General features: G+C 66.5%; 23 protein-coding genes. 15 read left to right on the top strand and 8 right to left on the bottom strand.

All coding sequences use genetic code 11. The features are described 5' to 3' along the window. Positions 1-4: 4 nt before the first annotated feature. The 9 genes from bamA to CXB49_RS08995 all read left to right on the top strand — a co-directional run bounded on the left by bamA (position 5) and on the right by CXB49_RS08995 (position 7,747). Positions 5-2,320, top strand: coding sequence for an outer membrane protein assembly factor BamA (gene bamA / locus CXB49_RS08955; protein WP_101708081.1), 2,316 nt, complete (start codon positions 5-7; stop codon positions 2,318-2,320). A gap of 21 nt (positions 2,321-2,341) precedes the next feature. Continuing rightward, positions 2,342-2,827, top strand: a complete 486-nt coding sequence (locus tag CXB49_RS08960; RefSeq protein ID WP_101708082.1) for an OmpH family outer membrane protein — start codon at positions 2,342-2,344, stop codon at positions 2,825-2,827. Positions 2,828-2,877: 50 nt separating this feature from the next. Then, a complete protein-coding gene (lpxD, locus tag CXB49_RS08965; protein WP_101710659.1) occupies positions 2,878-3,924 on the top strand; it encodes a UDP-3-O-(3-hydroxymyristoyl)glucosamine N-acyltransferase in 1,047 nt (348 codons plus the stop codon). Continuing rightward, on the top strand, positions 3,917-4,369 hold the full coding sequence (fabZ, locus tag CXB49_RS08970) for a 3-hydroxyacyl-ACP dehydratase FabZ (protein ID WP_101708083.1): 453 nt from the start codon (positions 3,917-3,919) through the stop codon (positions 4,367-4,369). The genes lpxD and fabZ overlap by 8 nt, the downstream gene beginning before the upstream one ends. Before the next feature lie 2 nt (positions 4,370-4,371). Further along, entirely contained in the window at positions 4,372-5,148 is a 777-nt protein-coding gene (gene lpxA / locus CXB49_RS08975) for an acyl-ACP--UDP-N-acetylglucosamine O-acyltransferase (RefSeq protein WP_101708084.1), read from the top strand. A 4-nt stretch (positions 5,149-5,152) separates the two neighbouring features. Then, a complete protein-coding gene (lpxB, locus tag CXB49_RS08980) occupies positions 5,153-6,325 on the top strand; it encodes a lipid-A-disaccharide synthase (RefSeq protein ID WP_101708085.1) in 1,173 nt (390 codons plus the stop codon). Further along, positions 6,316-6,912, top strand: coding sequence for a ribonuclease HII (rnhB, locus tag CXB49_RS08985; protein ID WP_199406810.1), 597 nt, complete (start codon positions 6,316-6,318; stop codon positions 6,910-6,912). Before lpxB ends, rnhB begins: the two co-directional genes overlap by 10 nt. Next, positions 6,913-7,437, top strand: coding sequence for a DNA-deoxyinosine glycosylase (locus CXB49_RS08990; protein WP_101708086.1), 525 nt, complete (start codon positions 6,913-6,915; stop codon positions 7,435-7,437). Between the two features lie 94 nt (positions 7,438-7,531). After that, positions 7,532-7,747: a hypothetical protein gene (locus tag CXB49_RS08995; protein WP_101708087.1), complete on the top strand. Its 216-nt coding sequence runs from the start codon at positions 7,532-7,534 to the stop codon at positions 7,745-7,747. Positions 7,748-7,759: 12 nt separating this feature from the next. On the opposite strand, the gene CXB49_RS09000 is transcribed toward CXB49_RS08995, so the two are convergent. The 4 genes from CXB49_RS09000 to CXB49_RS09015 form a co-directional block, all read right to left on the bottom strand. After that, the gene (locus CXB49_RS09000) at positions 7,760-9,958 is read right to left on the bottom strand and encodes a response regulator (protein WP_101708088.1); all 2,199 of its coding nucleotides are present in this window, start codon (positions 9,956-9,958) and stop codon (positions 7,760-7,762) included. 5 nt (positions 9,959-9,963) lie between these two features. Beyond that, positions 9,964-10,470: a molybdopterin-dependent oxidoreductase gene (locus CXB49_RS09005; RefSeq protein WP_101708089.1), complete on the bottom strand. Its 507-nt coding sequence runs from the start codon at positions 10,468-10,470 to the stop codon at positions 9,964-9,966. Next, the gene (locus tag CXB49_RS09010; RefSeq protein WP_101708090.1) at positions 10,464-11,696 is read right to left on the bottom strand and encodes an EAL domain-containing protein; all 1,233 of its coding nucleotides are present in this window, start codon (positions 11,694-11,696) and stop codon (positions 10,464-10,466) included. The genes CXB49_RS09005 and CXB49_RS09010 overlap by 7 nt, the downstream gene beginning before the upstream one ends. Positions 11,697-11,839: 143 nt before the next feature. Beyond that, a complete protein-coding gene (locus CXB49_RS09015) occupies positions 11,840-12,160 on the bottom strand; it encodes a hypothetical protein (protein ID WP_101708091.1) in 321 nt (106 codons plus the stop codon). Between the two features lie 356 nt (positions 12,161-12,516). On the opposite strand from CXB49_RS09015, the gene CXB49_RS09020 reads away from it, so the two are divergent. Further along, complete coding sequence (locus tag CXB49_RS09020; protein ID WP_101708092.1) at positions 12,517-14,121, top strand: NAD(P)/FAD-dependent oxidoreductase; 1,605 nt, start codon at positions 12,517-12,519, stop codon at positions 14,119-14,121. 69 nt (positions 14,122-14,190) lie between these two features. Here the strand turns inward: CXB49_RS09020 and CXB49_RS09025 are convergent, their stop codons facing one another. Beyond that, a complete protein-coding gene (locus tag CXB49_RS09025) occupies positions 14,191-14,628 on the bottom strand; it encodes a cytidine deaminase (RefSeq protein ID WP_101708093.1) in 438 nt (145 codons plus the stop codon). Positions 14,629-14,705: 77 nt separating this feature from the next. Further along, positions 14,706-15,629, bottom strand: coding sequence for an ArgP/LysG family DNA-binding transcriptional regulator (locus tag CXB49_RS09030; protein WP_101708094.1), 924 nt, complete (start codon positions 15,627-15,629; stop codon positions 14,706-14,708). Between the two features lie 234 nt (positions 15,630-15,863). Between CXB49_RS09030 and CXB49_RS09035 the strand changes: the two genes are divergently transcribed. Beyond that, positions 15,864-18,239: an EAL domain-containing protein gene (locus CXB49_RS09035; RefSeq protein WP_101708095.1), complete on the top strand. Its 2,376-nt coding sequence runs from the start codon at positions 15,864-15,866 to the stop codon at positions 18,237-18,239. Positions 18,240-18,307: 68 nt separating this feature from the next. Then, complete coding sequence (locus tag CXB49_RS09040; RefSeq protein ID WP_101708096.1) at positions 18,308-18,943, top strand: LysE/ArgO family amino acid transporter; 636 nt, start codon at positions 18,308-18,310, stop codon at positions 18,941-18,943. 215 nt (positions 18,944-19,158) lie between these two features. Here CXB49_RS09040 and CXB49_RS09045 read toward each other — a convergent pair whose 3' ends face one another. Then, complete coding sequence (locus tag CXB49_RS09045; RefSeq protein WP_101708097.1) at positions 19,159-20,034, bottom strand: LysR family transcriptional regulator; 876 nt, start codon at positions 20,032-20,034, stop codon at positions 19,159-19,161. Positions 20,035-20,144: 110 nt separating this feature from the next. Here CXB49_RS09045 and CXB49_RS09050 point away from each other — a divergent pair, with 110 nt between their 5' ends. From CXB49_RS09050 to CXB49_RS23355, 3 genes are all read left to right on the top strand, one after another. Further along, on the top strand, positions 20,145-20,867 hold the full coding sequence (locus tag CXB49_RS09050) for an SDR family oxidoreductase (RefSeq protein ID WP_101708098.1): 723 nt from the start codon (positions 20,145-20,147) through the stop codon (positions 20,865-20,867). A 186-nt stretch (positions 20,868-21,053) separates the two neighbouring features. Continuing rightward, a complete protein-coding gene (locus CXB49_RS09055; protein ID WP_101708099.1) occupies positions 21,054-21,599 on the top strand; it encodes a hypothetical protein in 546 nt (181 codons plus the stop codon). Between the two features lie 2 nt (positions 21,600-21,601). Next, on the top strand, positions 21,602-22,318 hold the full coding sequence (locus CXB49_RS23355) for a hypothetical protein (RefSeq protein ID WP_158300693.1): 717 nt from the start codon (positions 21,602-21,604) through the stop codon (positions 22,316-22,318). Positions 22,319-22,321: 3 nt separating this feature from the next. Here CXB49_RS23355 and pbpC read toward each other — a convergent pair whose 3' ends face one another. Then, positions 22,322-24,484: a penicillin-binding protein 1C gene (pbpC, locus tag CXB49_RS09065; RefSeq protein WP_233493004.1), complete on the bottom strand. Its 2,163-nt coding sequence runs from the start codon at positions 24,482-24,484 to the stop codon at positions 22,322-22,324. Positions 24,485-24,551 lie beyond the last annotated feature (67 nt).

Here is a 24,551-nt window from a genome sequence, read left to right on the forward strand (position 1 = left end):
ACCTATGAAATTGAAGCTACTCGCAGCGGCCGTAGCAGGCCTTTCGATGGCCGCCGTAGCCATGGCTGCCGACCCGTTTGTGATCAAGGATATCCGCGTTGAAGGCCTGCAGCGTACCGAGCCGGGCACGGTCTTCAACTACCTGCCGGTGAAGGTCGGAGACACCTTCACCGACGCCAAGGCGCAGGAATCGATCAAGGCGCTGTTCAACACCGGCTTTTTCAACGACGTCCGCGTCGAAAGCCGTGACACCACGCTGATCGTCACCGTGGCCGAACGGCCGGTGATCACCCAGCTCAACATCAACGGCGCCAAGGAATTCAGCAAGGACCAGCTGAAGAAGGCGCTGAAGGACAACGGCTTCTCCGAGTCGCTGATCTTCGATCAGGCATTGCTGGACAGCGCGGTGCAGGAGCTGAAGCGCCAGTATTACAGCCGCGGGAAGTATTCGGTGGAAATCACCCCGACCGTCACCAAGCTGGAACGCAATCGCGTGGCGGTGACGCTGGACATCAATGAGGGCGTGACCGCCCGCATCAGGGAAATCCGCATCGTCGGCGCCAACGCCTTCGCCCAGTCCAAGCTGCTCGACGAGTTCAGCCTGACGACCGGCGGCTGGCTGTCGTGGATGACCAAGGACGACCAGTACTCGAAGCAGAAGCTGACCGGCGATCTGGAGAAGCTGAAGGCTTTCTACCAGAACCAGGGCTATATGGAGTTCGGCATCGACTCGTCGCAGGTGTCGATCAGCCCGGACAAGGAAAGCATGTACCTGGTCATCAATGTGCACGAGGGCAAGAAGTTCACCGTGTCCGACGTGCGCCTGGCCGGTGACCTGAAGGTGCCGGAGCCGGAGCTGCGCAAGCTGATCCTGATCAAGAACGGCGACACCTTCAACAACGAGCTGGTGACCGAGTCGGTCAAGGCGATCAGCGACAGGCTCGGCGTCGCCGGCTACGCCTTCGCCAACGTCAACGTGCTGCCGGACATCGACCACGACAAGCAGACCGCGTCGTTCACCTTCTTCGTCGATCCGGGCCGCAAGACCTATGTCCGTCGCGTCAATGTCGCCGGCAACAGCAAGACCCGCGACGAAGTGATCCGCCGCGAGCTGCGCCAGATGGAAGGCGCGCCGTACAACGCCGCCGACGTCAAGCGAAGCAAGGAGCGCCTCGAGCTGCTCGGCTACTTCGAGGACGTCAACGTCGAGACGCCGGCCGTCGCTGACGCGCCCGACCAGGTGGACATGAACATCAGCCTGAAGGAACGCTCGACCGGCAGCATTTCCGGCAGCCTGGGCTATGTCCAGGGCGAGGGCCTGGTGCTGGGCGCCAGCATTTCGCAGAGCAATATCTTCGGCTCCGGCAAGTATATGTCGCTGAGCATGTCGACCGGCCAGGTCAACAAGAACTACGCGCTGTCGTTCACCGACCCGTATTTCACGCCGGACGGCGTCAGCCTGGGCTACGACCTGTACGATCGCGTCTACAACCCGGACGCCACGTCGATTTCCGCGTACAAGACCAGCACCATCGGCGCCGACATGCGCTTCGGGGTGCCGATCACAGAGTACGACCGCATCAATTTCACGATTGGCGCGGAAAAGACCGACATCACCACGTATTCGAACAGCCCGCAGCAGTACATCGACTTCGTCAACAAGTACGGCAGCAGCAACTACACCGTGCTTGGCACCGTGGGCTGGGGCCGCGACACCCGCGACAGCGCGCTGTGGCCGACCCGCGGCGCGTCGATCAAGGTCAACGCCGACGCCGGCCTGCCGGGCGGTTCGCTGCAGTACTACCGCCTGACGCACCAGCAGACCTGGTACTTCCCGCTGTCCAAGGACTTCACGCTGATGCTGAACGGCGAGCTGGGCTACGCCGACGGCTATGGCAAGACCCGCGTGCTGCCGTTCTTCCAGAACTTCTACATGGGCGGTCTGGGCTCGGTGCGCGGCTACGATACCAGCAGTATCGGTCCGTACGACGCTGCGTCGAACTCCTATCTCGGCGGTAACCGCAAGGCGGTGGCCAATGCGGAAATCCTGTTCCCCTTCCCGGGCATGAAGGATAATAAATCGCTGCGCGCCAGCATGTTCTTCGACGCCGGCACCTTGTGGAACACCAATCTGACGGCTCAGCAGAACGCCAGCGGCATCGTCAGCTCGGCCAGCGACGGCTTCCGTTATTCCGCCGGCCTGGCGCTGACCTGGCTGTCGCCGATGGGACCGATGAAGTTCAGTATCGCGAATCCGCTGAAGAAAGAGCCGAATGACAAGATCCAGCGCTTCCAGTTCCAGATGGGCGCGTCGTTCTAAATCGATATCCAGGACGGAATCATGAAAGCATTGAAATGGTGGCTTGCGGTACTCAGCGTTGCGGCCCTGCCGGTTCATGCTGCCGACTTCAAGCTGGGCTTCATCAATATCGAGCGCGTCTACCGGGAGGCCGGCGCCTCCGTGACCATCTATAAAAAGTTGGACAAGGAGTTCGCCAGCCGTCGCGACGAGTTGAAGAAGATGGAGTCCCGCGCGAAGGAGCTGGAGTCGATGCTGGGCAAGAGCAGCCTGTCTGCCGACGACCGCAAGCGCTATGAACGCGAGTACGCCGGCCTGGACCGCGACTACCGCGCCAAGTCGCGCGAGCTGGCCGAGGACTACAACCAGCGCCGCAACGAGGAATTCGCCAGCGTGACCGAGCGGGCCAACCGCGTGGTCAAGGATATCGCCCAGCGCGAGCAGTACGATCTGATCTTGCAGGAAGCGGTCTACATCAATCCGAAGTTCGACCTGACGCCCCAGGTGCTGAAAGAGCTGGACAAGTAAGCGTTCAACCCGTTACCGGAGAAGCCGACCCCGAGTCGGCTTTGTTTTTGATGTCCTACACACTCGAATATATCGTTGAGCGGCTCGGTGGCGAGGTGCGCGGCGGCAACCCGGCGGTGACGCGATTGGCGCCGCTGGAAAGCGCCGGCGCCGACGAGATCGCCTTCGTCGCCAACGCCAAGTTCCGCCGCCAGATGCTGGATAGCGCGGCTGGCGCGCTGATCGTCACCGAGGCACTGGCGGCCGAGCTGCCGGGGCGCCCGCTGATCGTCGCAGCCGAGCCCTACCTGTATTTCGCGCGACTGGCCACGCTGTTCCATCCGCCCAAGGCGCCGCGCGCCGGTATCCACCCGCGCGCGGTGGTCGGCGACGGCTGCCGGGTGGGCGAGGGCAGCGAGATCGCCGCCAACGTCACGCTGGGCGATAATGTGACTATCGGCGAGCGCTGCCGGCTGCTGCCGGGCGTCGTCGTCGGCGACGGCTGCGTGATCGGCGACGACGTCACGCTTTACCCCAATGTCACCGTCTACCACGGCTGCGTGATCGGCGACCGCGTCGGCGTGCACTCCGGCAGCGTCATCGGCGCCGACGGCTTCGGCCTGACCTGGGACAAGGACCACTGGTTCAAGATTCCGCAGACCGGCCGCGTGGTGCTGGAGGACGACGTCGAGATCGGCGCCAACACCACCATAGACCGCGGCGCGCTGGTCGACACCGTGATCCGAAAGGGCGCCAAGATCGACAATCTGGTGCAGATTGCCCATAACGTCGAAATCGGCGAGCATACCGCCATCGCCGGCTGCGTCGGCATCGCCGGCAGCACCAAGATAGGCGCGCGCTGCACGGTGGGCGGCGCGGCGATGTTCGTCGGCCACATCGAAGTGGCCGACCGCACCCATATCGGCGGCGGCACCCTGGTGTCCAAGACTATCCGGGAGGCGGGCAACTACGCGTCCTCCTACCCCTTGCAAAGCATGAAGGACTGGCTGTCCAACGCTGTCCACGTGCGCCATCTGAATGATTTCGCCAAGCGCGTCAAGCAGCTTGAACGAGAGCTGGAAACACTGAAAAAATCGAAGGAAGAACCTCATGAGTGAACACGCCGTCTCGATCGATGTCCGCGAGATCATGCGCTGCCTGCCGCATCGTTACCCGTTCCTGCTGGTTGACCGCGTCACCGAGCTGGAACCCAACGTGCGCATCAAGGCGCTGAAGAACGTGACGATCAACGAGCCGTTCTTCGCCGGGCACTTCGAACAATATCCGGTGATGCCGGGCGTGCTGATCATCGAGGCGCTGGCCCAGGCCGCCGGCATCCTGGCGATCAAGAGCCAGGGCGAGCGCTCGGAGAACGAACTGTATTTCTTCGTCGGCATCGACAACGCCCGTTTCAAGCGCCAGGTGGTGCCGGGCGACCAACTGGTGTTCGAAGTGACACAGATGACCGTCAAGCGCGGCATCGGCAAATATGCCGCCCGCGCGCTGGTGGACGGTCAGGTGGCCTGCGAGGCCGAGATCATGTGCGCGCGTCGAGAGGTGTGAGCATGGCCATTCATCCGACCGCAATCGTGGACCCGAAGGCGCAGATCGCCGACGACGTCGAAATCGGCGCCTATTCCATCATCGGACCGAATGTCAGCATCGGCGCCGGCAGCTGGATAGGCCCGCATGTGGTGATAGACGGCCACACCTCCATCGGCAAGAACAACCGCGTATTCCAGTTCTGCTCGCTGGGCGCCCAGCCGCAGGACAAGAAGTACGCCGGCGAGCCGACCCGGCTGGAGATCGGCGACAACAACACCATACGCGAGTTCTGCACCTTCAACACCGGTACCGCGCAGGACGTCGGCGTCACCCGCATCGGCAACGACAACTGGGTGATGGCCTATGTGCACATCGCGCACGATTGCCAGGTGGGCGACCACACCATCTTCGCCAACAACGCCACGCTGGCCGGCCACGTGCATATCGGCGACTGGGTGATTCTGGGCGGCTTCACCAGCGTGCACCAGTTCGCCATCGTCGGCGAACACGCGATGACGGCTTTCGCCAGCGCGGTGGCGCAGGACGTGCCGCCGTTCGTGATGGCGCACGGCAATCGCGCGGTGCCGTCCGGCATCAACGCCGAAGGCCTGAAGCGCCGCGGCTTCACGCCGGAACAGATCCGTCGCGTGCGCGGCGCCTACAAGACGCTGTATCGCCAAGGCCTGAGCTATGACGAGGCCAAGGCCGCCATTCTGGCCGAGGCCGCCGAAGGCCATGGCGAGCTGGAACCGTTCGTGCGTTTCTTCGGGACATCGGCGCGGGGGATCATCCGCTGAGACTATGAGCGACCACCTGTTCAAGCGCAAGGGCGCGCTGAAGGTTGCGATGGTGGCCGGAGAGGCCTCCGGCGACCTGCTCGCCGCCCATCTGATGGACGCGTTGCGGGCGCACCGCAGCGACATCGAATTCGCCGGCATCGGCGGCCCCCGGATGGAAGCCAGGGGCTTTCACAGCATGGTGCCGCAGGAGAAGCTGGCGGTGCGCGGCTATTCCGAAGTGCTGAAGAGCCTGCCGGAACTGTTGAAGATACGCCGCCGGCTGCGCGAGCAGCTGCTGGCGGAACGGCCGGACGTCTTCATCGGCGTAGACGCGCCGGACTTCAATCTGGGCCTGGAGGCCGGCTTGAAGAAGGCCGGCATCCCCACCGTCCATTACGTCAGTCCGTCGGTGTGGGCGTGGCGGCCGGAGCGGGTGCAGAAGATAGGCCGCGCCGTCAACCATGTGCTGTGCCTGTTCCCGATGGAGCCGCCGCTGTACCGCCTGGCCGGCGTGCCGGTCACCTATGTCGGCCATCCGCTGGCCAGCGAGATTCCGCTGGAACCGGACATGGAGGCGATGCGGGAACAGCTGGGCCTGCCGCAGAAGGTGCCGGTGTTCACCTTGATGCCGGGCAGCCGCAGGAGCGAGCTGGAGTTCATGGTTCCCATCTATCTGGACACGGCGCGGCTGTTGCTGCGCCAGTATCCGGACGCGCAGTTCCTGGTGCCGCTGGCCACCCGCGCCACCATGGACCTGTTCGAGCAGATGGTGTATCGCTACAAGGCGCGCGATCTGCCGATACGCAAGTTGTTCGGCCATGCGCAGATGGCGACGATCGCCAGCGACGTGGTGCTGGTCACCAGCGGCACCGCCACGCTGGAAGTCGCGCTGACCAAGCGGCCGATGGTGATCAGCTACAAGCTGTCGGCCTTCACCTACCGGCTGGTCAAGCGCAAGATCAAGCTGCCCTACGTCGGCCTGCCCAACATCCTGTGCGGGCGCTTCGTGGTGCCGGAGTTGCTGCAGAAGCAGGCCACGCCGGAAAAGCTGGCCGAGGAGATGCAGCGGCTGTACACCGACACCGCCGCGCGGACCGATATGGTGAAGACCTTCACCGAGCTGCATCTGGCGCTGCGCCAGGATACGGCCACCCGCGCCGCGCGGGCGGTGCTGGAGGTGGCGCGATGCCATTGAGCGTCCTGATGGCCGGCGTCGACGAGGCCGGCCGCGGGCCACTGGCCGGCGCGGTGTTCGCCGCGGCCGTCATCCTGGATCCGGCCAAGCCCATCGCCGGGCTTGCCGACTCCAAGGTGCTGAGCGAGGCGAGGCGCGACGCGCTCGCCATTCTGATCAAGCGCGACGCGCTGGCCTGGTGCGTCGCCAGCGCCAGCGTCGACGAGATAGACCAGCTCAACATCCTGCAGGCGACGATGCTGGCGATGAGCCGGGCGGTGGACGGCTTGTCGGTGCGTCCGGGCCTGGCCCAGATAGACGGCAACCGCGTGCCCAGGCTGCTGTCGGTGCCGGGCGAGGCCATCGTCAAGGGCGACGCCAAGGTGGCGGCGATCTCCGCCGCCTCCATCCTGGCCAAGACGGCGCGCGACGCCGAGCTGGTGGCCCTGGATGTCTTGCACCCGCAATACGGCTTCGCCCGCCACAAGGGCTATCCCACCGCCGAACACCTGGCCGCGATCGAGGCTCACGGCGTGCTGGGCGCGCACCGCAAGAGCTTCGGCCCGGTCAAGTCCTGGCTGGCGCGCCAGCAGGGCATGCTGTTCTAGATGGCGGCGGACGCGCAATCGAGCAAGCGCTGCTTTCCGCCGGTGGCGGACGCGCGCACCCGCCTGCTGATTCTCGGTTCCTTGCCCGGCGACGCTTCGCTGGCCGCCGGCCAGTATTACGCCCATCCGCGAAACCGGTTCTGGGAACTGCTGGGCCAGGCCATAGGCGTCGAATTGCGCGCGCTCGACTATCCGCGACGGCTGGAGGCCTTGCTCGCGCGCGGCGTCGGCCTGTGGGACGTGATCGCCGAAGCCGAGCGCAAGGGCAGTCTCGACGCGGCGATACGCAATCAGACCGACAACGCGTTGGTGGAACTGGCGGCGTCGCTGCCCGCGCTGCGCGCGGTGGCCTTCAATGGCGGCACCGCCGCCCGGATAGGCCGGCGCCAGCTGGGGGCGGCCGGCGAGCGGCTGAAGTTGATCGATCTGCCTTCGTCCAGCCCGGCGCACACGCTGGCGCTGGCGGACAAGCAGCGGGTCTGGTCGCCGCTCGGCGCCGCGCTCGCCGACGACGACATGCGCTGAGCGCGTCGCGAAAACTTGCAGTCCGACGCTGATTCGGACGATATTTACAGTTCTGAGCATCCGTCTCGCCCATCACCCAGCCGGAGGGTTGTCGATGAGCCGTTACTGCATCTGGTTTGTCACGGTCGACGATAGCGTCATGCGTCGCGCCGAAGTGTCCATCAACGGCGTGATCCATGGCCATGAAGTCCTGGAGGAGATCGAGTCCCGGCTGGCGCTGGATTGCGGGCTGAGCCAGGTGATGATCGTGGACTGGAAGCGTTTCGAGACGCCCGAGCAGGACGGCGGCAGGCTGGTTCGGGTGGCTTGAGCGCCCGCCGGCCTAGTGGGTCGCCGGGAACAGGTAGCCCTGATCCATGCAGGCCGCGCGCGTCTCCTTGAACGCCGTCACGGTCTGGGCGGCGGCCTGCAGCGGCGGGCCGTCCCCGCGGATGGCCTCCTGCTCCAGCCGCAGACAACGTTGCGCCAGGCTGGTGAAGCCCAGCGTCACCGCGCCGCCTTTCAGGCTGTGGGCGAGGTGGAACAGCGTTTCCGGTTCCGGAGGGAGTTCGGCGTTCAGCCGGAGTATGGTGGCTTCGTGGCCGGAGAAATACTGTTCCGCCAGCTCGCGATACGTGCCCTCTGACAGCAGGGAGACGAAGTCGGCGATGGCCTGGGCGTCGAGCAGCGGCGGCTCCAGCGGCAGCGGCGGCGAGTCCGGGCGCGGCGGGAAATGGCGCTGCAGCGTCGCCAGCAGCTGTTCGCGGCTCAGCGGCTTGGAGAGAAAGTCGTCCAGTCCGTTGTCCAGCACTCTCTGACGTGTTTCCGGAAAGGCGTCGGCGGTCAGCGCGATGATGCGCGGCTGGGTCGCCTTGCTTTGCAGCCGCAATCGCCGCGCGGCTTCCAGGCCGTCCATGCCGGGCATGTGCAGGTCCATCAGCACCAGATCGAACGGCTGGGCGGCGGCGGTCTCCAGCGCCTGCGGCCCGTCCTCGGCCAGCACCGGCATCTGATTCATCCTTTCCAGCAGCGCCTGCATGTATTTGCGGTTCACCGCATTGTCGTCCACCACCAGGATGCGCAGCGGCTGGCACAGATCGGGGAACAGCGTGGCGGCCTGGCCCGTCGCCGGCAGCTGGGGCGCGGCGCTCAGTTTCAGCGGCAGCGCCAGCTGAAAGCAGCTGCCCTGGCCTTGCACGCTGGTGGCGGTGATGCGGCCGCCCATCAACAGCGCCAGGCTCTGCGAGATTTCCAGGCCCAGGCCGCTGCCGCCGAAGTGGCGGGCGATGGAGCCGTCGCCCTGGGAGAAACGCTTGAACAGCCGCGCCATCGTCGTCGGGTCCATGCCGATGCCGGTGTCGGCTATCATCAGCAGCAGCGAGGCGTCGCCGCCGGCGGCGCCGGGCGAGCTGGAGGCGCTGACGGTGACGCCGCCGCGTTCGGTGAACTTGATGGCGTTGCTCAGCAGATTGAGCAGAATCTGCCGCAGCCGCGTCGGGTCCAGCTCCACCCATTCCGGAATTTCCGACGCCAGTTCCAGATTCAGCATCAATTGCTTGGCCTGCGCCTGCGCCGCCATCAGATTGACGATCTGCCGCAGCAGATAGCCGAGATTGCAGGTGACCGGGGCCAGTTCCAGCTTGCCCGACTCCAGCTTGCTGGCGTCCAGCACGTCGTTGAGCAGCAGCAGCAGGTGGCGGGCCGAGGCGTCGGCGGTGGCGATGTAGCTGGCCTGGCTTGGACGGGGCGCGTCGTCGGCCAGCAGCGACAGCATGCCGAGCACGCCGTTCAGCGGCGTGCGGATTTCGTGGCTCATATTGGCGAGGAAGGCGCTTTTCGCCTGACTGCCGGCCTCGGCCTGGCTGCGGGCCTCCTCGAGGCTGACGGTCAGCGACTCCAGCGCCAGCCTGCGCCCTTCCAACTGGCGCAGCTGGCGGATGACGATGAGGCCGAAGCCCAGGATCAACACCCATTCGAAGCCCATCAGCCAGTTGCCGATGGCGATCTGCTGCAGCATGGTGCGATTGCGGCTGTCCACCCGCTCCGCCACGGCCTGATTGGCTTGCAGCGACAAATCGTGCAGGCCGCCGTTCAATTGCTCCAACTGATGCTCCAGCCGCGCCAGCTCGGCCTTGTCCGGCAGGGAGGCGCGGTTTTCCAGGCTGGCGTCGCCCTGGCGGATGAAGGCGTCCAGCTGCGTCTGCATCCGCTGGTATTCCGGCAGCGCTTGCAGCAGGCTGCGGTACAGGCCGCCGCGGACGATGCCGACGCGGCTGATGAAGATGTCGTAACGTTGTTGCAACTGATCCGGAGTCAGCAAGCCGTGCTGCGCGTCGTGCAGGGCGGTCTGCAGCCGCATCTGCTCCGTTTCCAGCTGGAAGTAGGACCAGGCGATATTGTCGTCCTGGTATTGCAGGGCGCCGCTCAGTATTTGCGATTGGCGGAACTGCAGATAGGCGGCGCCGGCGAATACCGCCATCAGCGTGACGCCTATCATGATCAGCATCCGCCACGATGGGTGTTGCCGCTTGGCGTCGCCCATGCGCGTCACTCCACTTGCAGCGATTTCAGCTGCCAGGCGGAGCGATTGTAGTAGATCTCGGTCCTCAGTTCCGGCTGGCTGTCGAAGGGGTAGATGATGAACAACGGTCCCTTGTCGCGGACCGACATCGGCTTGTCGTTGAGCAGCCGGGCCAGAACCAGATCGAAGCGCGTGGCGTCTTCGATCGGAATGTCGGTCTTGTAGTCGTTCAGCGCCACCGCTTTCAGCGTCTGGCCCTTGGCGCCGACCAAGTTCAGCACGTCGCGCAAATAGGGGCCGCTGAAGCGGCTGACGCCGGGCATCCACGGCGTGTGGGTGACGACGGTGTGCTGCGGCAGCCTGCTCAGCATGGCCATGTCGAATACCGCCTCGTTGTCGCGATTCTTGTTGCTGATCTGTCCCGAGATCACCAGCACCACCTTGCCGGCGGGCATTTCCAGCGCCGGTTCGGCGCGGCCGGCCGTCGTCGCCAGCAGCAGCGACAGCCACAGGACGCGGGTGGTTTTCAGCATGGGGACACTCCTTGCGTTTCGGGGGGCGCGGCGTCGTCCTCGTCCGCCGGCAAAGGGAAGCCGCCGCGGTATTTCAGCAGCCAGCGGTGGAAGCTCTCGACGTCGATCGGCGGGGAGATGTACGAACCCTGGGCCTTTTCTATGCCCAGGCGGCGGCATAGCCGCCACTCGGTCAGCGTCGCGACGCCTTCCGCGACCACTTTCATGCCGAGCTGGCGGCCGAGTTCGGCGCTGGCGCGCAGAATCGACAGATTGGTCGGGTTGCGCGCGGCGTTGATGACGAAGCTCTTGTCGATCTTCAGCTCGGTGAACGGGATGCGCGACAGTCTGTCCATGCTGGCGAAGCCGGTGCCGAAATCGTCTATCGCCAGCTTCGCTCCTTTCAGCCGCAGCCGGGACAAGACTTCCAGCGCGCTGGTCGGGTCCGCCATCAGGCCGCTCTCGGTGACTTCGACCGTCAAGCGGCTCATGGCCAGGCCGGCGTTTTCCAGGATGGCGGCGAATTCGGCGACCAGCCCGGTCTGGTTCAGCGAAGACATCGACAGATTGATCGACACGTCCAGCGGCGGGCCGGGCAGGCGGGCGACGATGCGGGCGGCGTCGCGCAGCAGCACGCGGCTCAGTTCGGTGATCTGATCGCTGTCTTCGGCCAGTTCGATGAATTGCAGCGGACCGGTCAGTCCGAAGCGCGGGTGCTGCCAGCGCGCCAGCACCTCCACCGACAACACCTTGCCGGAGCGCATGTCCACCTGGGGCTGAAAGAACGGTTGCAGCTCGCCGTTGGCCAGGCCGGCGCGCAACTCTTCGGCGCTGGGCGCGCTGGGGGGGTGGGCGGCGCGGCGCAGCGCCGGCGGCGGCTGGTCTAGCAGCGCCTGCAGCGTCGCTTGCTGGATGGGCTTGGGGAGCACGCCGCCCAGCCATAAATCGTACAGCCTGGTCAGTTCGGCGACCGAATCGAGCACCCGCTCGTCGAAGCCGCTGGAAATCAGCACCTTGCCGGGGTAGCCGCGCTCGCCCAGATGGCGGACGAACTCGACGCCGTCCATCCGCGGCATGTCGAGGTCGCAGAAAATGGCGTCGAAATGACGGTCGCCGGCGTCGAGCTGGATCAGCGCGTCCATGCCGTCGCAAGCGACGGCGACATTGTCGTAACCCAGGCGCAGCAACACCATCACCAGAAACTGTCGGGTGACGGCGTCATCGTCCACGACCAGGATTTGCTGCATGGCCTCTCCTATCGCACGGCGGGCATGTCTAGCATTATAGCCGGGCGTTTCGGAGTGTAAGGGCGGGCGCGGGTCGGGCCGGGAGCCTGTTCAGCGAACAGGCTCAAGCGCCTGGGCGATCGCGAGCGGGCGTCGCGGGGCGTTCAGCCGGCCTGGCCGATATCCAGTTGATTGATCTTGCCGCTGGGGTCCAGGTGGAATTTGAAATAGGTGTCGAATTCGCCCCAGCGATCGCTGTGGAAGCCGCCGTAGATGTCCAGGCCCTGGTTTTCCACCCTGTCGATCCGGGTGAAGCGCTCGTGGCCCATCGCGTGCTCGCTGAATTTGCGGAAGTTGGCCGGCAGGCCGTCGTCGGTGAGGGTGGCGTCGGTGCTGAACAGTGAAATCCAGCTGGCATGATCGCCGTGTTGCAACGCCTCGATCGCCAGCCGCACCACCGGCTGGGTAAGCATTTCCAGATTCATGATGGTTCTCCTTGATACAAAAACCTTACGTCTCCGGACACCGCTCCGATTGCGGACGCGCACGGCGAAAGCCGCCTTGTCGTCGCAAGCGGAAGCGGTGAGTCAGAAACGGTCCCGATAACTTGCAGCTTTTAGTTCCTTGCCGGTCCGTCTGGAACGGGCGGCAGGGCGGCATGTCTCGTCGTCCTGGAGGTGGTGGACAGGAACGGACCCAAGGGGTCAACCGCGGCGAGAGCCACAGTACGCTATAGCCGACGCGTCGGGCGAATGCAATCGGCGCGGCCGGAGGTGCCGGCCGCGCCGATTGCCGCTACAATGGCGCCTCTTGAATAGACACCAAGCTGAACTGGATTGTTATGTTGCGTATTTCCGAACTGAAACTGCCGCTGGACCATAGCGAGGAGGAGCTGGCCGACGCCGTCGCCGGCTTCCTGAAAGTGGCGGCGGGCGACGTTCGCGGCTTTACCGTGTTCAAGCGCAGCTACGACGCGCGCAAGGGCGTGATGAGCTTGGTCTACATCATCGATGTCGATGTCGCCGACGAGGGCAGGCTGTTCGCCCGTTTCAACGGCGATCGCCGGGTGATGCCGACGCCGGATACCGGCTATTATCCGGTGGCGCAGGCGCCGGCCGATCTGAAACAGCGGCCGGTGGTGGTCGGTTTCGGCCCCTGCGGCATCTTCGCCGCGCTGATCCTGGCGCAGATGGGCTTCAAGCCCATCGTGCTGGAGCGCGGCAAGGAAGTGCGTCAGCGCACCAAGGACACCTGGGGCCTGTGGCGCAAGAGCGAGTTGAATACCGAGTCCAATGTGCAGTACGGCGAGGGCGGCGCGGGCACCTTCTCCGACGGCAAGCTGTACAGCCAGATCAAGGACCCGCGCCATCTGGGCCGCAAGGTGCTGGTCGAGTTCGTCAAGGCCGGCGCGCCGGAGGAAATCCTCTACCTCGCCCGCCCGCACATCGGCACCTTCCGCCTGGTCAGCATGGTGGAGAACATGCGCGCCGAGATCATTGAGCTCGGCGGCGAGATCCGTTTCGAACAGCGTGTGGACGACCTGATCCTCGAAGACGGCCGCGTCCGCGGCGTCAGGCTGGCCGACGGCGGCGAGGTGCTGAGCGATCACGTGGTGCTGGCGCTGGGGCACAGCGCGCGCGACACCTTCCAGATGCTGGAGAAGCGCGGCGTTTATATGGAAGCCAAGCCGTTCTCGGTCGGCGTCCGCATCGAGCATCCGCAATCGTTGATCGACCAGGCGCGCTGGGGCAAGTACGCCGGCCATCCGCTGCTGGGCGCCGCCGACTACAAGCTGGTCCATCACGCCGGCAACGGCCGCGCGGTGTACAGCTTCTGCATGTGCCCGGGCGGCACCGTGGTCGCGGCGACATCGGAAGAGAAGCGGGTGGTCACCAACGGCATGAGCCAGTACTCGCGCAACGAGCGCAACGCCAATTCCGGCTTCGTGGTCAGCATCTCGCCCGAGGTCGATTATCCGGGCGGCCCGCTGGCCGGCCTCGACTTCCAGCGCGAGCTGGAGAGCAAGGCCTATGAGCTGGGCGGCGGCGACTACTTCGCGCCGGCGCAGCTGTTGGGCGATTTCATGGCCGGCAGGGCGTCCACCAAGCTGGGCGAGGTGGAGCCGTCTTACAAGCCGGGCGTGACGATGACCGATCTCGCGCGCATCCTGCCGGACTTCTGCGTCGAGGCCATGCGCGAGGCGATCCCGCATTTCGCCCGCCAGATCCGCGGCTACGACCTCCACGACGCGGTGTTGACCGGCCTGGAAACCCGCACCAGCTCGCCGCTGCGGATCACCCGCGGCGAAGACGGCCAGAGCCTGAACATCAAGGGCCTGTTCCCGGCCGGCGAGGGCGCGGGCTACGCCGGCGGCATCCTGTCGGCCGGCGTCGACGGCATCAAGATCGCCGAGGCGGTGGCCCAGGCCATCGTGGCCGGCCGCTGACGGGCCAGCCTGCCGCCATGAAAAACGGGAACCATGCGGTTCCCGTTTTTTTATCGGCGCGCGCCGGCCTCAGCCGGCGGCGTCCTGCAGGTTCTTTGGGCCGAAGGCGCCGGGCAGCAGCGCGTCCAGCGTGGTGTCGATCACATCGTCGCTGTCGCAGATCGCCCGCACCCGCATCGTGGGGCCGAATTCGTTCAGCACCTGGCGGCAGGCGCCGCAGGGCGGGGTGGCGGAGGCGGTGGGGGTGTAGATGCAGACGGCGACGACTTCCTGCATGCCGTGATTGGCGCGCGCGGCGTAGACGGCGGTGCGCTCGGCGCAGTTGCCCAGGCTGTACGAGGCGTTTTCGACGTTGCAGCCGATGTGGATCTTGCCGCCGCCGTCCAGGATGGCGGCGCCGACGGAGAATTTGCTATAGGGCGCGTAGGCCTGGCGCGCGGCCAGTTGGGCGGCCATTTCCAGTTCGGCCCATTGCTCGCTGCTGGGTTCGTGTTGATTACGGGTCATGCTCTCTCCATAAAACCAGGTCGGCGACGGATGATGCGTCAGGGCACCGGCCTTGTCAATGCGGTCCGGCGCGGTGCTTATTGTCCCCCGATCGACGCGTGGCCATCCTTGTCCTGGCGCAAGCGGCGGCGGCAATAGGCCAGCATCGCCTCGGTCAGCGACTGCGACAGCCGCGATTCGACCCGCCAGTGGTGCCAGTACAGCGGGATGTCGATATGGCGGCCGGGGAACAGGTCGACCAGCCTGCCGCTGGCCAGATCGTCGCCCAGCATCAGCTCCGGCAACAGGCTGTAGGCCAGCCCCTGGCGCGTCAGCTCGACGAAACTCTGCGCAGACGGGACGGTGAATCCGGGAAAGCCGCCGTCATAGGCGGCCGCCTGGCGCAGGAACTGGCCGTGCACCGCATCCTTGCGGCTGAAGATGATGCTGGGCGCGCGCGCCAGCGCGGCGTGATCGACGCCGCCGGCGAAGTGGCGGGCGGCGAAAGCCGGCGTGGCCAGGCACAGATAGCGCATCGCGCCCAGATAATGCTGGATGCCGCCCTGTATCGGCGCCGGCCGGGTGCCGACGCAGCCTATCACGTGGCCGGTGCGCATCAACTCGTGGGTGTGATCCTGGTCGTCGACGACGATGTCCAGCAGCAGATTGTGCTCGGCCAGCGCCGGCGCCACGGCGTCCAGATACCAGGTGGCCAGGCTGTCGGCGTTGACGCCCACCGCCAGCGTGGTGAATTCGCGCGGACGGACGCTGGGGCTGAGCTGTTGCAGCAACTGGTTTTCCATCAGCAGCAACTGCTGGTAGTGCTGCAGCAGCTGGCGGCCGGCCTCGGTGGCTTCCGCCGGCGAGGTGCGGGTCAGCACGGGCTGGCCCAGCTGCTCCTCCAATTGGCGTATCCGTTGGGAGACGGCGGACTGGGTCAGGAACAGCTTCTTCGCCGCCTTGTCGAAACCACCGGTTTCGGCCACGGCGGCCAGCGTCTGCAATTGTCGGGGATCGATCACGGTTGAGCTCGTCGCGGCTGGTGAAACAATTGTTCGATTAATAATGCCGTTCGGCTTGCTTAAAAGCCGGCGTCGTGGCATGTTGCAGGCTGCGGCGCGGCGGGCCCTGGCAGGCGGACTTCGCCGCCGCTGCCGACAGACCACAAGATACAAGAAATACCTGCTCCTGGGCAGGTGGGCTCGATTGTAGGGGCGCCGGCGGCGCCCCGGCCACGACAGGCGCAGAAGACAAAGATGCAGACGGACGATATGGCGCTCCTGGCGGGGATGCGCCGCTTTACCGGAATCCGCGCCGAAGAGTTGGCGCGGCTGGCGCTATGCGCCGACGCCTGTTTCGCGCGACGCGAATTGCTGGCCAAGGAATTGTACTGGTACCTGCTGAAGAGCCCGCGGGAAGCGGAGCTGTTGCAGCGCCATCACGCCGCCGGCCTGGACGCGGTGGCGGACCGCTTGCTGCGGGAGTGGCAACGTCTGCTGTTCGAACCGCTGGACGCCGCGGCGGCGCGTCGGCTGCAGCGCCAGGGCGAACGCTATTGCCGCCTCGGCATCGGCGTCGATTGGCTGCTGGGCCTGCATGAGCGCGGGCAGGCCAATCTGGCCGGCAGCCTGGCCGCCGCCGGATTGCCGGCCGCCGCCGAACAAGAATTTTCCCGTTTACTGCGCAAGCGCGTGTTGTTGGAGCAGATGCTGATCCTGGACGGCTATCAGGGCAATCTGCGCAGCGAGGCCGCCGCGCGCCAAAACCGTCTCCACTCGATGTCCGGCCTGTACGCCGCGCTCAGCGGCCTCAGCCTGGCGCTGACCGACAGCGCCGACAGGCGCGCCCTGCTGCAAGCGGTGTGCGAGGTCTGCGCGCGCGAGGCCGGCTGCGCCGCCGCCTGGGTCGCGCTGCCGGACGACGATGGTCTTCGGCTGGCAGCGCTGGCCCATGGCCACGACGCGGCGGCGGGCGGGCCGATCGACGCGCTGATCCGCGCCGGCGGGCAGGGCGGCAATCCGGCTGCCCGCGCGATGCGCAGCCGCGGCACGCAAGTGATCAACGATCTGGGCGCCGAGCCGGCGTTGCGGCCGTGGAACGAGGCGCTGGGGATCGCCGGCGCCGGCAGCCTGCTGGTGGCGCCGCTGCAGGTCCGCCAGCAAGTGGCGGGCGTGCTGGCGCTGCATGCCGCCGAGGCCGGCTTCTTCGACCAGACCCGGCTGGCGCTGTTCGACGCGATGGCGCGCGAGACCGGCCGCGCGCTGGAGCGGCAGGAGGCGCTGGAGCGCAGCCACCGCGCCGAGACCGAGCTCGCCTTCCTGGCCCAGCACGACGCGCTGACCGGGCTGCCGAACCGCGGCCAGATGCAGCAGCTGATAGACCGTCTGCTGGCGGCCCGCTTCGGCGGCGGCCAGGTGGCGGTGCTGGCGATCGCGGTGGAGGGCTTCCACGAGGTCAATGCCCGGCTGGGCTACGACGGCGGCGATCTGGTGTTGTGCGAGACGGCTCGCCGCCTGCGGGAGGCCATTTATCCGTTCGGCTATGTCGGCCGAGTGGGCGCGTCGCGCTTCATCGCCTGCTCCGAGCGCATGGATCAGCTGCCGGGGCTGGTGGACCGCCTGCTGAGGCAATTGCCGTTGCCGGTGGACGCGATGGGCGCGACGGTGGAGCTGCGTTGCAGCGTCGGCGTCGCGGTCAGCTCGTCCGGGCCGGGCGACGCTGCCAGCCTGTTGCGCCGCGCCGATCTGGCGCTGAGCCGCGCCAAGGAGCAGGGCGGCGGCCACTACCGCCATTACGACGCCGCGATGGATGAGGAAATCCGCAAATTGCACGCGCTGCGCAGCGCGTTCGCGCTGGCTATCCCCCGCGGCGAGCTGGCCTTGTACTATCAACCCAAGATCAATTTGCAGACCCGCCGGGTCGAGGGCGCCGAGGCGCTGGTGCGCTGGGTGCGCGACGGCCGGAATATCGCGCCGGGAGAGTTCTTCCCGGCGATCGAGCACAGCGGCCTGATCCGCGAGCTGGACTGGTGGGTGCTGCGCGAGGCGGTGCGCCAGACCGGAGAGTGGCGCCGGCGCGGGCAGGCCATTCCGGTCAGCGTCAATCTGTCGGCCGCCACGCTGAAGCATGAGGATTTCCTGCTGACGCTGGAAGCCCTGCTGGAGGCGCATCCGCTGCCGCCCGGCTTTCTCGAGCTGGAGGTGCTGGAGAGCGTCACCCAGCAGGAGGCGGAGCAGATCACCTCCCGGCTGGAGCGCTGCCGCGACCTGGGGCTGTCGATCGCGCTGGACGATTTCGGCACCGGCGCCTCGTCGCTGGTGCATCTGCAGCAGCTGCCGTTCGACACCATCAAGATCGACCAGCGCTTCGTGCGCCTGCTGCTGGAAATGCCCGGCAACGAGGCCATCATACGCAGCATGCTGGCCTTCGCCCATTATACCGGCCGCAAGCTGGTGGTGGAGGGGGTGGAAAGCCGCGCGATCTGGCAGCGGCTGCTGGAAATCGGCTGCCACGACGGCCAGGGCTACGGCATTTCGCCGCCGCTGGCGGCGCACGAGCTGCCGGAATGGGTGCACGAATGGAGCCGGGCCGGCGAGGATGCCGAAATTATTAATTCATCTTATACGCCATAATTTTTATTAGTTTTACTTAATATGGCGACCTAGTTAATCTGCCTGCAAACGATTCAAGGGAGCAGGCAGTGTTCAATTTCAGTGTATTTCTTTCGGCGCTGGGGATTTCCTTCAGCCAGATCGTCGGCATCGGACCGCAGAACGCCTATGTGCTGCGGCAGGGCATAGGGCGCAGCCATGTGCTGCCCATCGTCGCCATCTGCATCGTCGCCGACATCCTGCTGATCGCCGCCGGCGTGTTGGGCGTCGGCAAGATCGTGGCCGGCATTCCCGGCTTCGTCGGCGCGGTCACCTGGGCCGGCGCCGCCTTCATCTTGTGGCTGGGCTTCAAATCGTTCCGCTCGGCCTTCCGCGCCGGCGGCATGACGCTGGAAGGCGGCGTCGAGCGCGACCGGAACAGCGCCATCCGCACCATTCTGGTGGTGACGCTGCTGAATCCCTATGTCTGGCTGGACACGGTGGTGCTGATAGGCAGCGTGTCCTCGGTGTACGGCACGCATGGCGCGCCGTCCTTCCTGATCGGCAGCCTCAGCGCCTCGGTGCTGTGGTTCGGCGCGATCGGCCTGTTCGCCGGCAAGCTGGCGCCGCTGTTCACCAAACCGTCCAGCTGGCGGGTGCTGGACGGCCTGATAGGCTTCGTCATGCTGTTCACCGCGTCCATGCTGATCTACAACTACGGCTTGTCGGCGCCGCTGCCGCTGTAATCCGCCAGCGCCTCCTTCAGAGCCTGTTTACGATCTTTTTGCGGCATCGACGGTATTCTGCCGGATGCAGGGCACGAAAAACGGCCCGCGGCAGTGTCGTTCACTGCAAGGGACGTTTGACAAAGCCATGCGCCGGCAGAAAACCGTCCCGAAGGGCAGGCCAGCCAGCAGGCCATCTGCCGCGTTGTCGGGCTAGGCCTTGGAATCACCAAGGCCTACGCCCTCCGCCTTGCATTTGGCCTGCTGGCTGGCCTGCGCTGCTCGTAAAAAGATCGTAAACAGGCTCTCAGCGCCTGCAGGGCCGGCAATTCCAGCGCCTGGGCCGCGTGGCACAGGCCGACGCGGCGGCTAGGCGTCGCGCCGGCCAGCAAGACGGCCTTCAGGCCCGGATGGTCGTCGGCCAGCGAGGCGGGCAACAAGGCCACGCCCAGGCCGGCCGCCGCCATATGGGCGGCCAGCCGCAGGCTGCCGGCGCGGGCGGCCACCGCCAGCGCCGGCGCGGCGGCGCCATGCAGGTCCAGCAGCCGTTGATGGCTGGGATGGTCCGGGCAGACGATCCAGTCCGTCTCGTCCAGCAGCGCCGGGTCCACCCGTTCGCGCGACGCCAGCCGGTGCGCCGCCGGCACCGCCAACACGAAATCCTCCTCCCACAGCGGCAGGAACAGCTCATCCTCGCAACGCAGATCCTCGGCCGCCAGCCTGGCGTCGCCGCAGCAGCCCTCGCGCACGTCCAGCAGGATGGCCGGGCTCGCCAGTCCGGCCCGCGCCAGCAGCGTCTCCAACTGGTTTCTGCCGATATCGGCGTCGACGCCCAGCGTCAACGGCGGGCAGTCGCGCCGCTGGCGGAACATCCGCGCCAGCGCCTCGGCCTGCGTCAGCAGGCGGCGGGCTTGCGGATACAGCAGCCGCGCGTCCTCGCTGACCGCCACGCCGCGCGGCAGCCGTTCGAACAGGGTGGCGCCCAGCGTTTCCTCCAGCTGGCGTATGGTGACCGACAGCGTCGGCTGAGTGACGAACAGCCGCTGCGCCGCCAGCGTGATGCTGCGTTCTTCGAAAACGGCGACAAAGGCCTTCAGTTGTCGAATATCCATAGATCAGGCCTATGTCAGTTAGAGATTTTTATCATTTTTCAGCATGTATGGCGGCAAATATACTCGTTGGCATCTTCTCGCATCGATAAATTTTATGGAAGGATGATCGAATGAGCAAACCCCTGATCGTGATCACCGGCGCCAGTTCCGGCATCGGCGCCGCCACCGCCCAACTGTTTTCCCAGGCCGGCCACCCCTTGTTGCTGCTGGGACGCCGGCTGGAGCGCCTGGAGGCCTTGCAACTGCCCGACACGCTGTACCGCCGGGTCGACATCGTCGACCGCGCCGCGTTGCTGGCCGCGCTGGAGGAGGCGGAAGCCCGCTTCGGTCCGGCCGACGCCATCGTCAATAATGCCGGCGTGATGCTGCTGGGCGCGATGGCCAAGCAGGACCCGGACGAATGGCAACGGATGCTGGACGTCAACGTCAAGGGACTGCTGAACGGCATACACGCGGTGCTGGCCGGCATGGTGGCGCGTGGACGCGGCACCATCATCAACGTCAGCTCCGTCGCCGGACGCAAGACCTTCCCCAGCCACGCGGTCTACTGCGGCACCAAGTTCGCCGTGCACGCGATCTCGGAAAACCTCAGGGAAGAGGTGGCCGGCAGCGGCGTCAGGGTGATCACCATCGCGCCGGGCGCGGTGGAGACCGAGTTGTTGGGCCATACCACCGACGAGGCGATCAAGGCCGGCTACCAGGACTGGAAACAGCAGATGGGCGGCGTGCTTGAGGCGGACGATGTGGCCGCCGCCATCGGCTACGCCTACCAGCAGCCGCAGCGGGTCTGCATACGCGAGATCGTGCTGGCGGCGACCGGGCAGGGCGCCTGAGGCGGCGGGCGTCCGGCAGGGCGCCCGCTTTTTCGCCGGCATGATCCGATGATTTTTCCGTCAAAATCAATACATGAAATATGCATATTGAATTTATTTTTTAGCAAAAATAATTCTTTCAAATTTACGTATTCATATCGCATAACGAAATCTCCGTGACGTTAAAACTCAAAGGAGAAAGAGATCATGACAAGGAAAATCATCAGTCTGCTGGTACTCGGCGCGGCCCTGACGGGACAGGCCGCGGTGGCGATGCCGATCAACAACAGCTATGTCCAGGCCAGCGCCGGCGAAATCCGCGGCTTCCTCGGCGGCTATTCCCGGCCGACGGTCTATCTGGACCAGTACGCCTGCGGCGAGCCGCAGCTGAGCGCGATGGCCTGCGGCCCGTACACCATCAGCGTCGGCACCGGCTTCCTGCAGCAGCAGGAGAACAGCTACGGCAACTATGTGGCCAAGTTCATCCTCGCGCATGAATGGGGCCACACCATCCAGTTCACCCGCGGCATCAACCGCCAGCCGCCGATGCAGGAGCTGCAGGCCGATTGCGTCGGCGGCACCTTCGCCAAGTACGCCGAGACCAATCTGCGCTATCCGAGCTTCATCGAGAACGCGGTCGCCTCGGCGCGCGACGCCGCCGACTACGGCGAGCACGGCACGCCGTCCCAGCGCGATTACTACTCCCGCTACGGCTACGCCAACGGCTTCTCCTCCTGCATGAACCGGATCTGACCATGAAGGGAGCACCATGGTTGATCGTCGCGGCCGTCGGGGCGGCCGTCGCGGCGGCCTGGCTGTGGCAGCCGGGGCGGTCCGGCGCGTCCGCCGCCTCGCTCCGCGCGCCGGCGGCCGTCGCTGATGGGGCGGCGGCCGCCAAAACGGCCGCGGCCGGCCGCGGTGCCGACGGCCTAAGCTTCGCCGTCGGCGGCAACCCGGGCCAGCTTGGCCAGGGCGCGGCGGCGGCGCCGCCGCCGGAGACGCCGGCCGAGAAGGCGCGCAAAGAGCAGATGCGCAAGCTCGGCTACCAGATCGAGGCGCGCTACTACCGGATGTCGCTGGCCGAGCTGCGCGAGCAGGCGCGGCTCGGCAATCCGCAGGCGCTGACGCATCTGGCGGAACGCTATCTGTTCCAGCTGGACGGCCATCCGCGCGAGCCCGACTACGAGCCGGGCTTCCGCTACCGCGACGAGGCGCGCGAGGCCTTGCAGCAGGCGTACGCGCAAGGCAACGCGCACGCGGCGGCGATGATCTCGGAAAGCTATCTGCTGGACAAACAGGTGGACGAGGCCGCCGCCTGGAATCTGGTGGCGCGTCGCGCCGGCGATGCGCTCAGCGCCGACTGGTTCCTGAAGACCAAGGACTACCAGGCGATGGGCGATCAGCAGAAGGCCGCCGCCGCCCAGCGCGCCGACCAGCTCTGGAAAACCCTGCAACAGCGCAAGCCCCGCTAGCGCTCATCGCGCGGCGCCTTGGCGCGGCTTCGGCCGCAAGGAGGCGCCGCGCACCTCGAATTTCACCGCCTCGACCACCTTGCCGTCGCCGCCGCGCAACTCCAGCCTGTGCCGGCCCGGCCACGGAAACCAAGCCAGCGCGATGCCGCTTCCCAGTTTTTTCCCGTCCAGCCACCATTGCGGCCTGGCGACGCCGCGCGCGCGCAGCACCAGGCGTTGATTGGCCGGCGGAATGTCCGGGTCGAGCGCGAACACGCTGCCGTCCACCGGCGCGGCGATGCCCGGCGCCAGGCCGGCGGCGCCGCCTTTCTGAGGCACGATCAGCGCGCGTTCGGTGCCGGCCAGGAACCATTCGGTTCGCGGCGCCGCCGTCTCGCCCTGATAGCGCACCCGCTGCCGCACTAGGCCGGGCGGCGGCGCCGGCGGCGTCGAGGCCGGTGCAGACTGCTGGGCGCGGTCCAGCACCGTCTGCCACACCGGGGCCGCGCCGTGCATGCCGGACACGTCCCACATCGGTTCGCCGCCGGCGTTGCCCACCCAGCTCGCCACGGTGAAGCGGCGCGAGAAGCCGACCGCCCAGTTGTCGCGCATATCCTTGCTGGTGCCGGTCTTCACCGCGCTCCAGTAGCGGGTGGACAGCGCGCTTTCGAGGCCGAAGGTCAGCGCGCGGGCGGTGCGGTCGGACAGGATGTCGGCGATGATGAAGCTGCTGGCGGGGTCCAGCAGCCGCGCCGGCGTCGGCGCGGCGTCGGCCAGCGTCCAGCGCGGCGCGGAGGCCAGGCCCTGATTGGCCAGCGTGCGGTAGGCGTTGGCCAGGTCCAGCAGGCGGATGTCGGCGGCGCCCAGCGCCAGACTGTAGCCGTAGTAGTCGCCGTCCTCGGTCAGGCTGGAGAAGCCCAGCTTGACCAGGCGGTCGCGCAGCGCGTTGGGGCCGACCATCGCTATCGCGCGCACCGCCGGGATGTTCAGCGACGAGGCCAGCGCGGTGCGCGCCGGCACCAGACCCTTGAAATCCTTGGAGTAGTTTTGCGGCGCGTACAGGCCGGCGCCGGTCTGCAGATCCAGCGGGCTGTCGTCCAGCAGCGAGGCGGCGGTCAGATAACGTTTTTCCAGCGCCAGCTGGTACAGGAACGGTTTCAGCGTCGAGCCGGCCTGGCGCAAGGCGGTGACGCCGTCGACCTGGGCGGCGTTGGACAGGCCGCGGCCGCTGGAGCCGACCCAGGCCAGGATGTCGCCGCTCCGGTTGTCCAGCACCACCAGCGCGCCATCCTGCACATTGCGCTGCGACAAGGCCGCCAGGTGGCGGCGCAGCGCGGCGGCGGCGAAGCGCTGCAGCGGCAGGTCCAGCGTGGTGCGTATCCTGTCGCCGGCCGCCAGACGGCGGCTCTGCAGCAGCTTCTGCGCGAAATGCGGCGCGTCCTGCTCGGCCAGCGGATTGGCGGCGCGGCTCCTGGCCAGCGCCTGGGTGGTATGGACGCCGATCACGCCGCAGTCGGGTTTGCGCCCCATGTCCTGCAGGATGCGGCAGGCGCGGGCGGCCACCCGGTCCGGCGCGGCGTTGGGCGCGCGCACCAAGGCCACCGCGATGGCCGATTCTTCCAGATTCAAGCCGGCCGGCAGTTTGCCGAACAAGGTGGACGACAGCGCCGACAGGCCGACCAGCTCGCCGCGGAAGCCGACCAGGTTCAGATAGGCCTCCAGTATCTGGGCCTTGGTCCAGTGCTTCTCCAGCCAGCCGGCGGACCAGCTCTGGCCCATCTTCTGCCACAGGCTGCGCCCGCCGCTGCCCGCTTTCAGATCGTCGTCCAAGAGGCCGGCCAGCTGCATCGTCAGCGTCGACGCGCCGCGGGTGCGGCTGTTCCACAGATTGCCCCAGGCCGCCGCCGCGACGCCGGACCAGTCGACGCCGCTGTGCTCGTAGAAGCGCCTGTCCTCGGACAGCACCAAGGCGTGACGGAAGGCAGGCGAGGTGTCGGCCAGGCCCACCCAGTCCATGCGCCGCGCCTGTTTGTCGACACGGATGCGCTGCAGCACCTGGCCGTGCCGATCCAGCAGCACCGCGTCCGACGGCTTCCAGCCGGCCTTGACCTGCTGGAAGCTGGGCTGGCTCCAGGCGGGGGCGGACAGGACGGCGAGGACGATGACGAGGATGCTGGATTTGATCACTGCTTTTCTCATGGGCTGTGTGGATCGATGCTCGGTGGAGTGGTTCCGTTTGCGAGAGGTATTGTCG

The organism is Chromobacterium sp. ATCC 53434 (genome assembly GCF_002848345.1).
GTDB lineage: Bacteria > Pseudomonadota > Gammaproteobacteria > Burkholderiales > Chromobacteriaceae > Chromobacterium.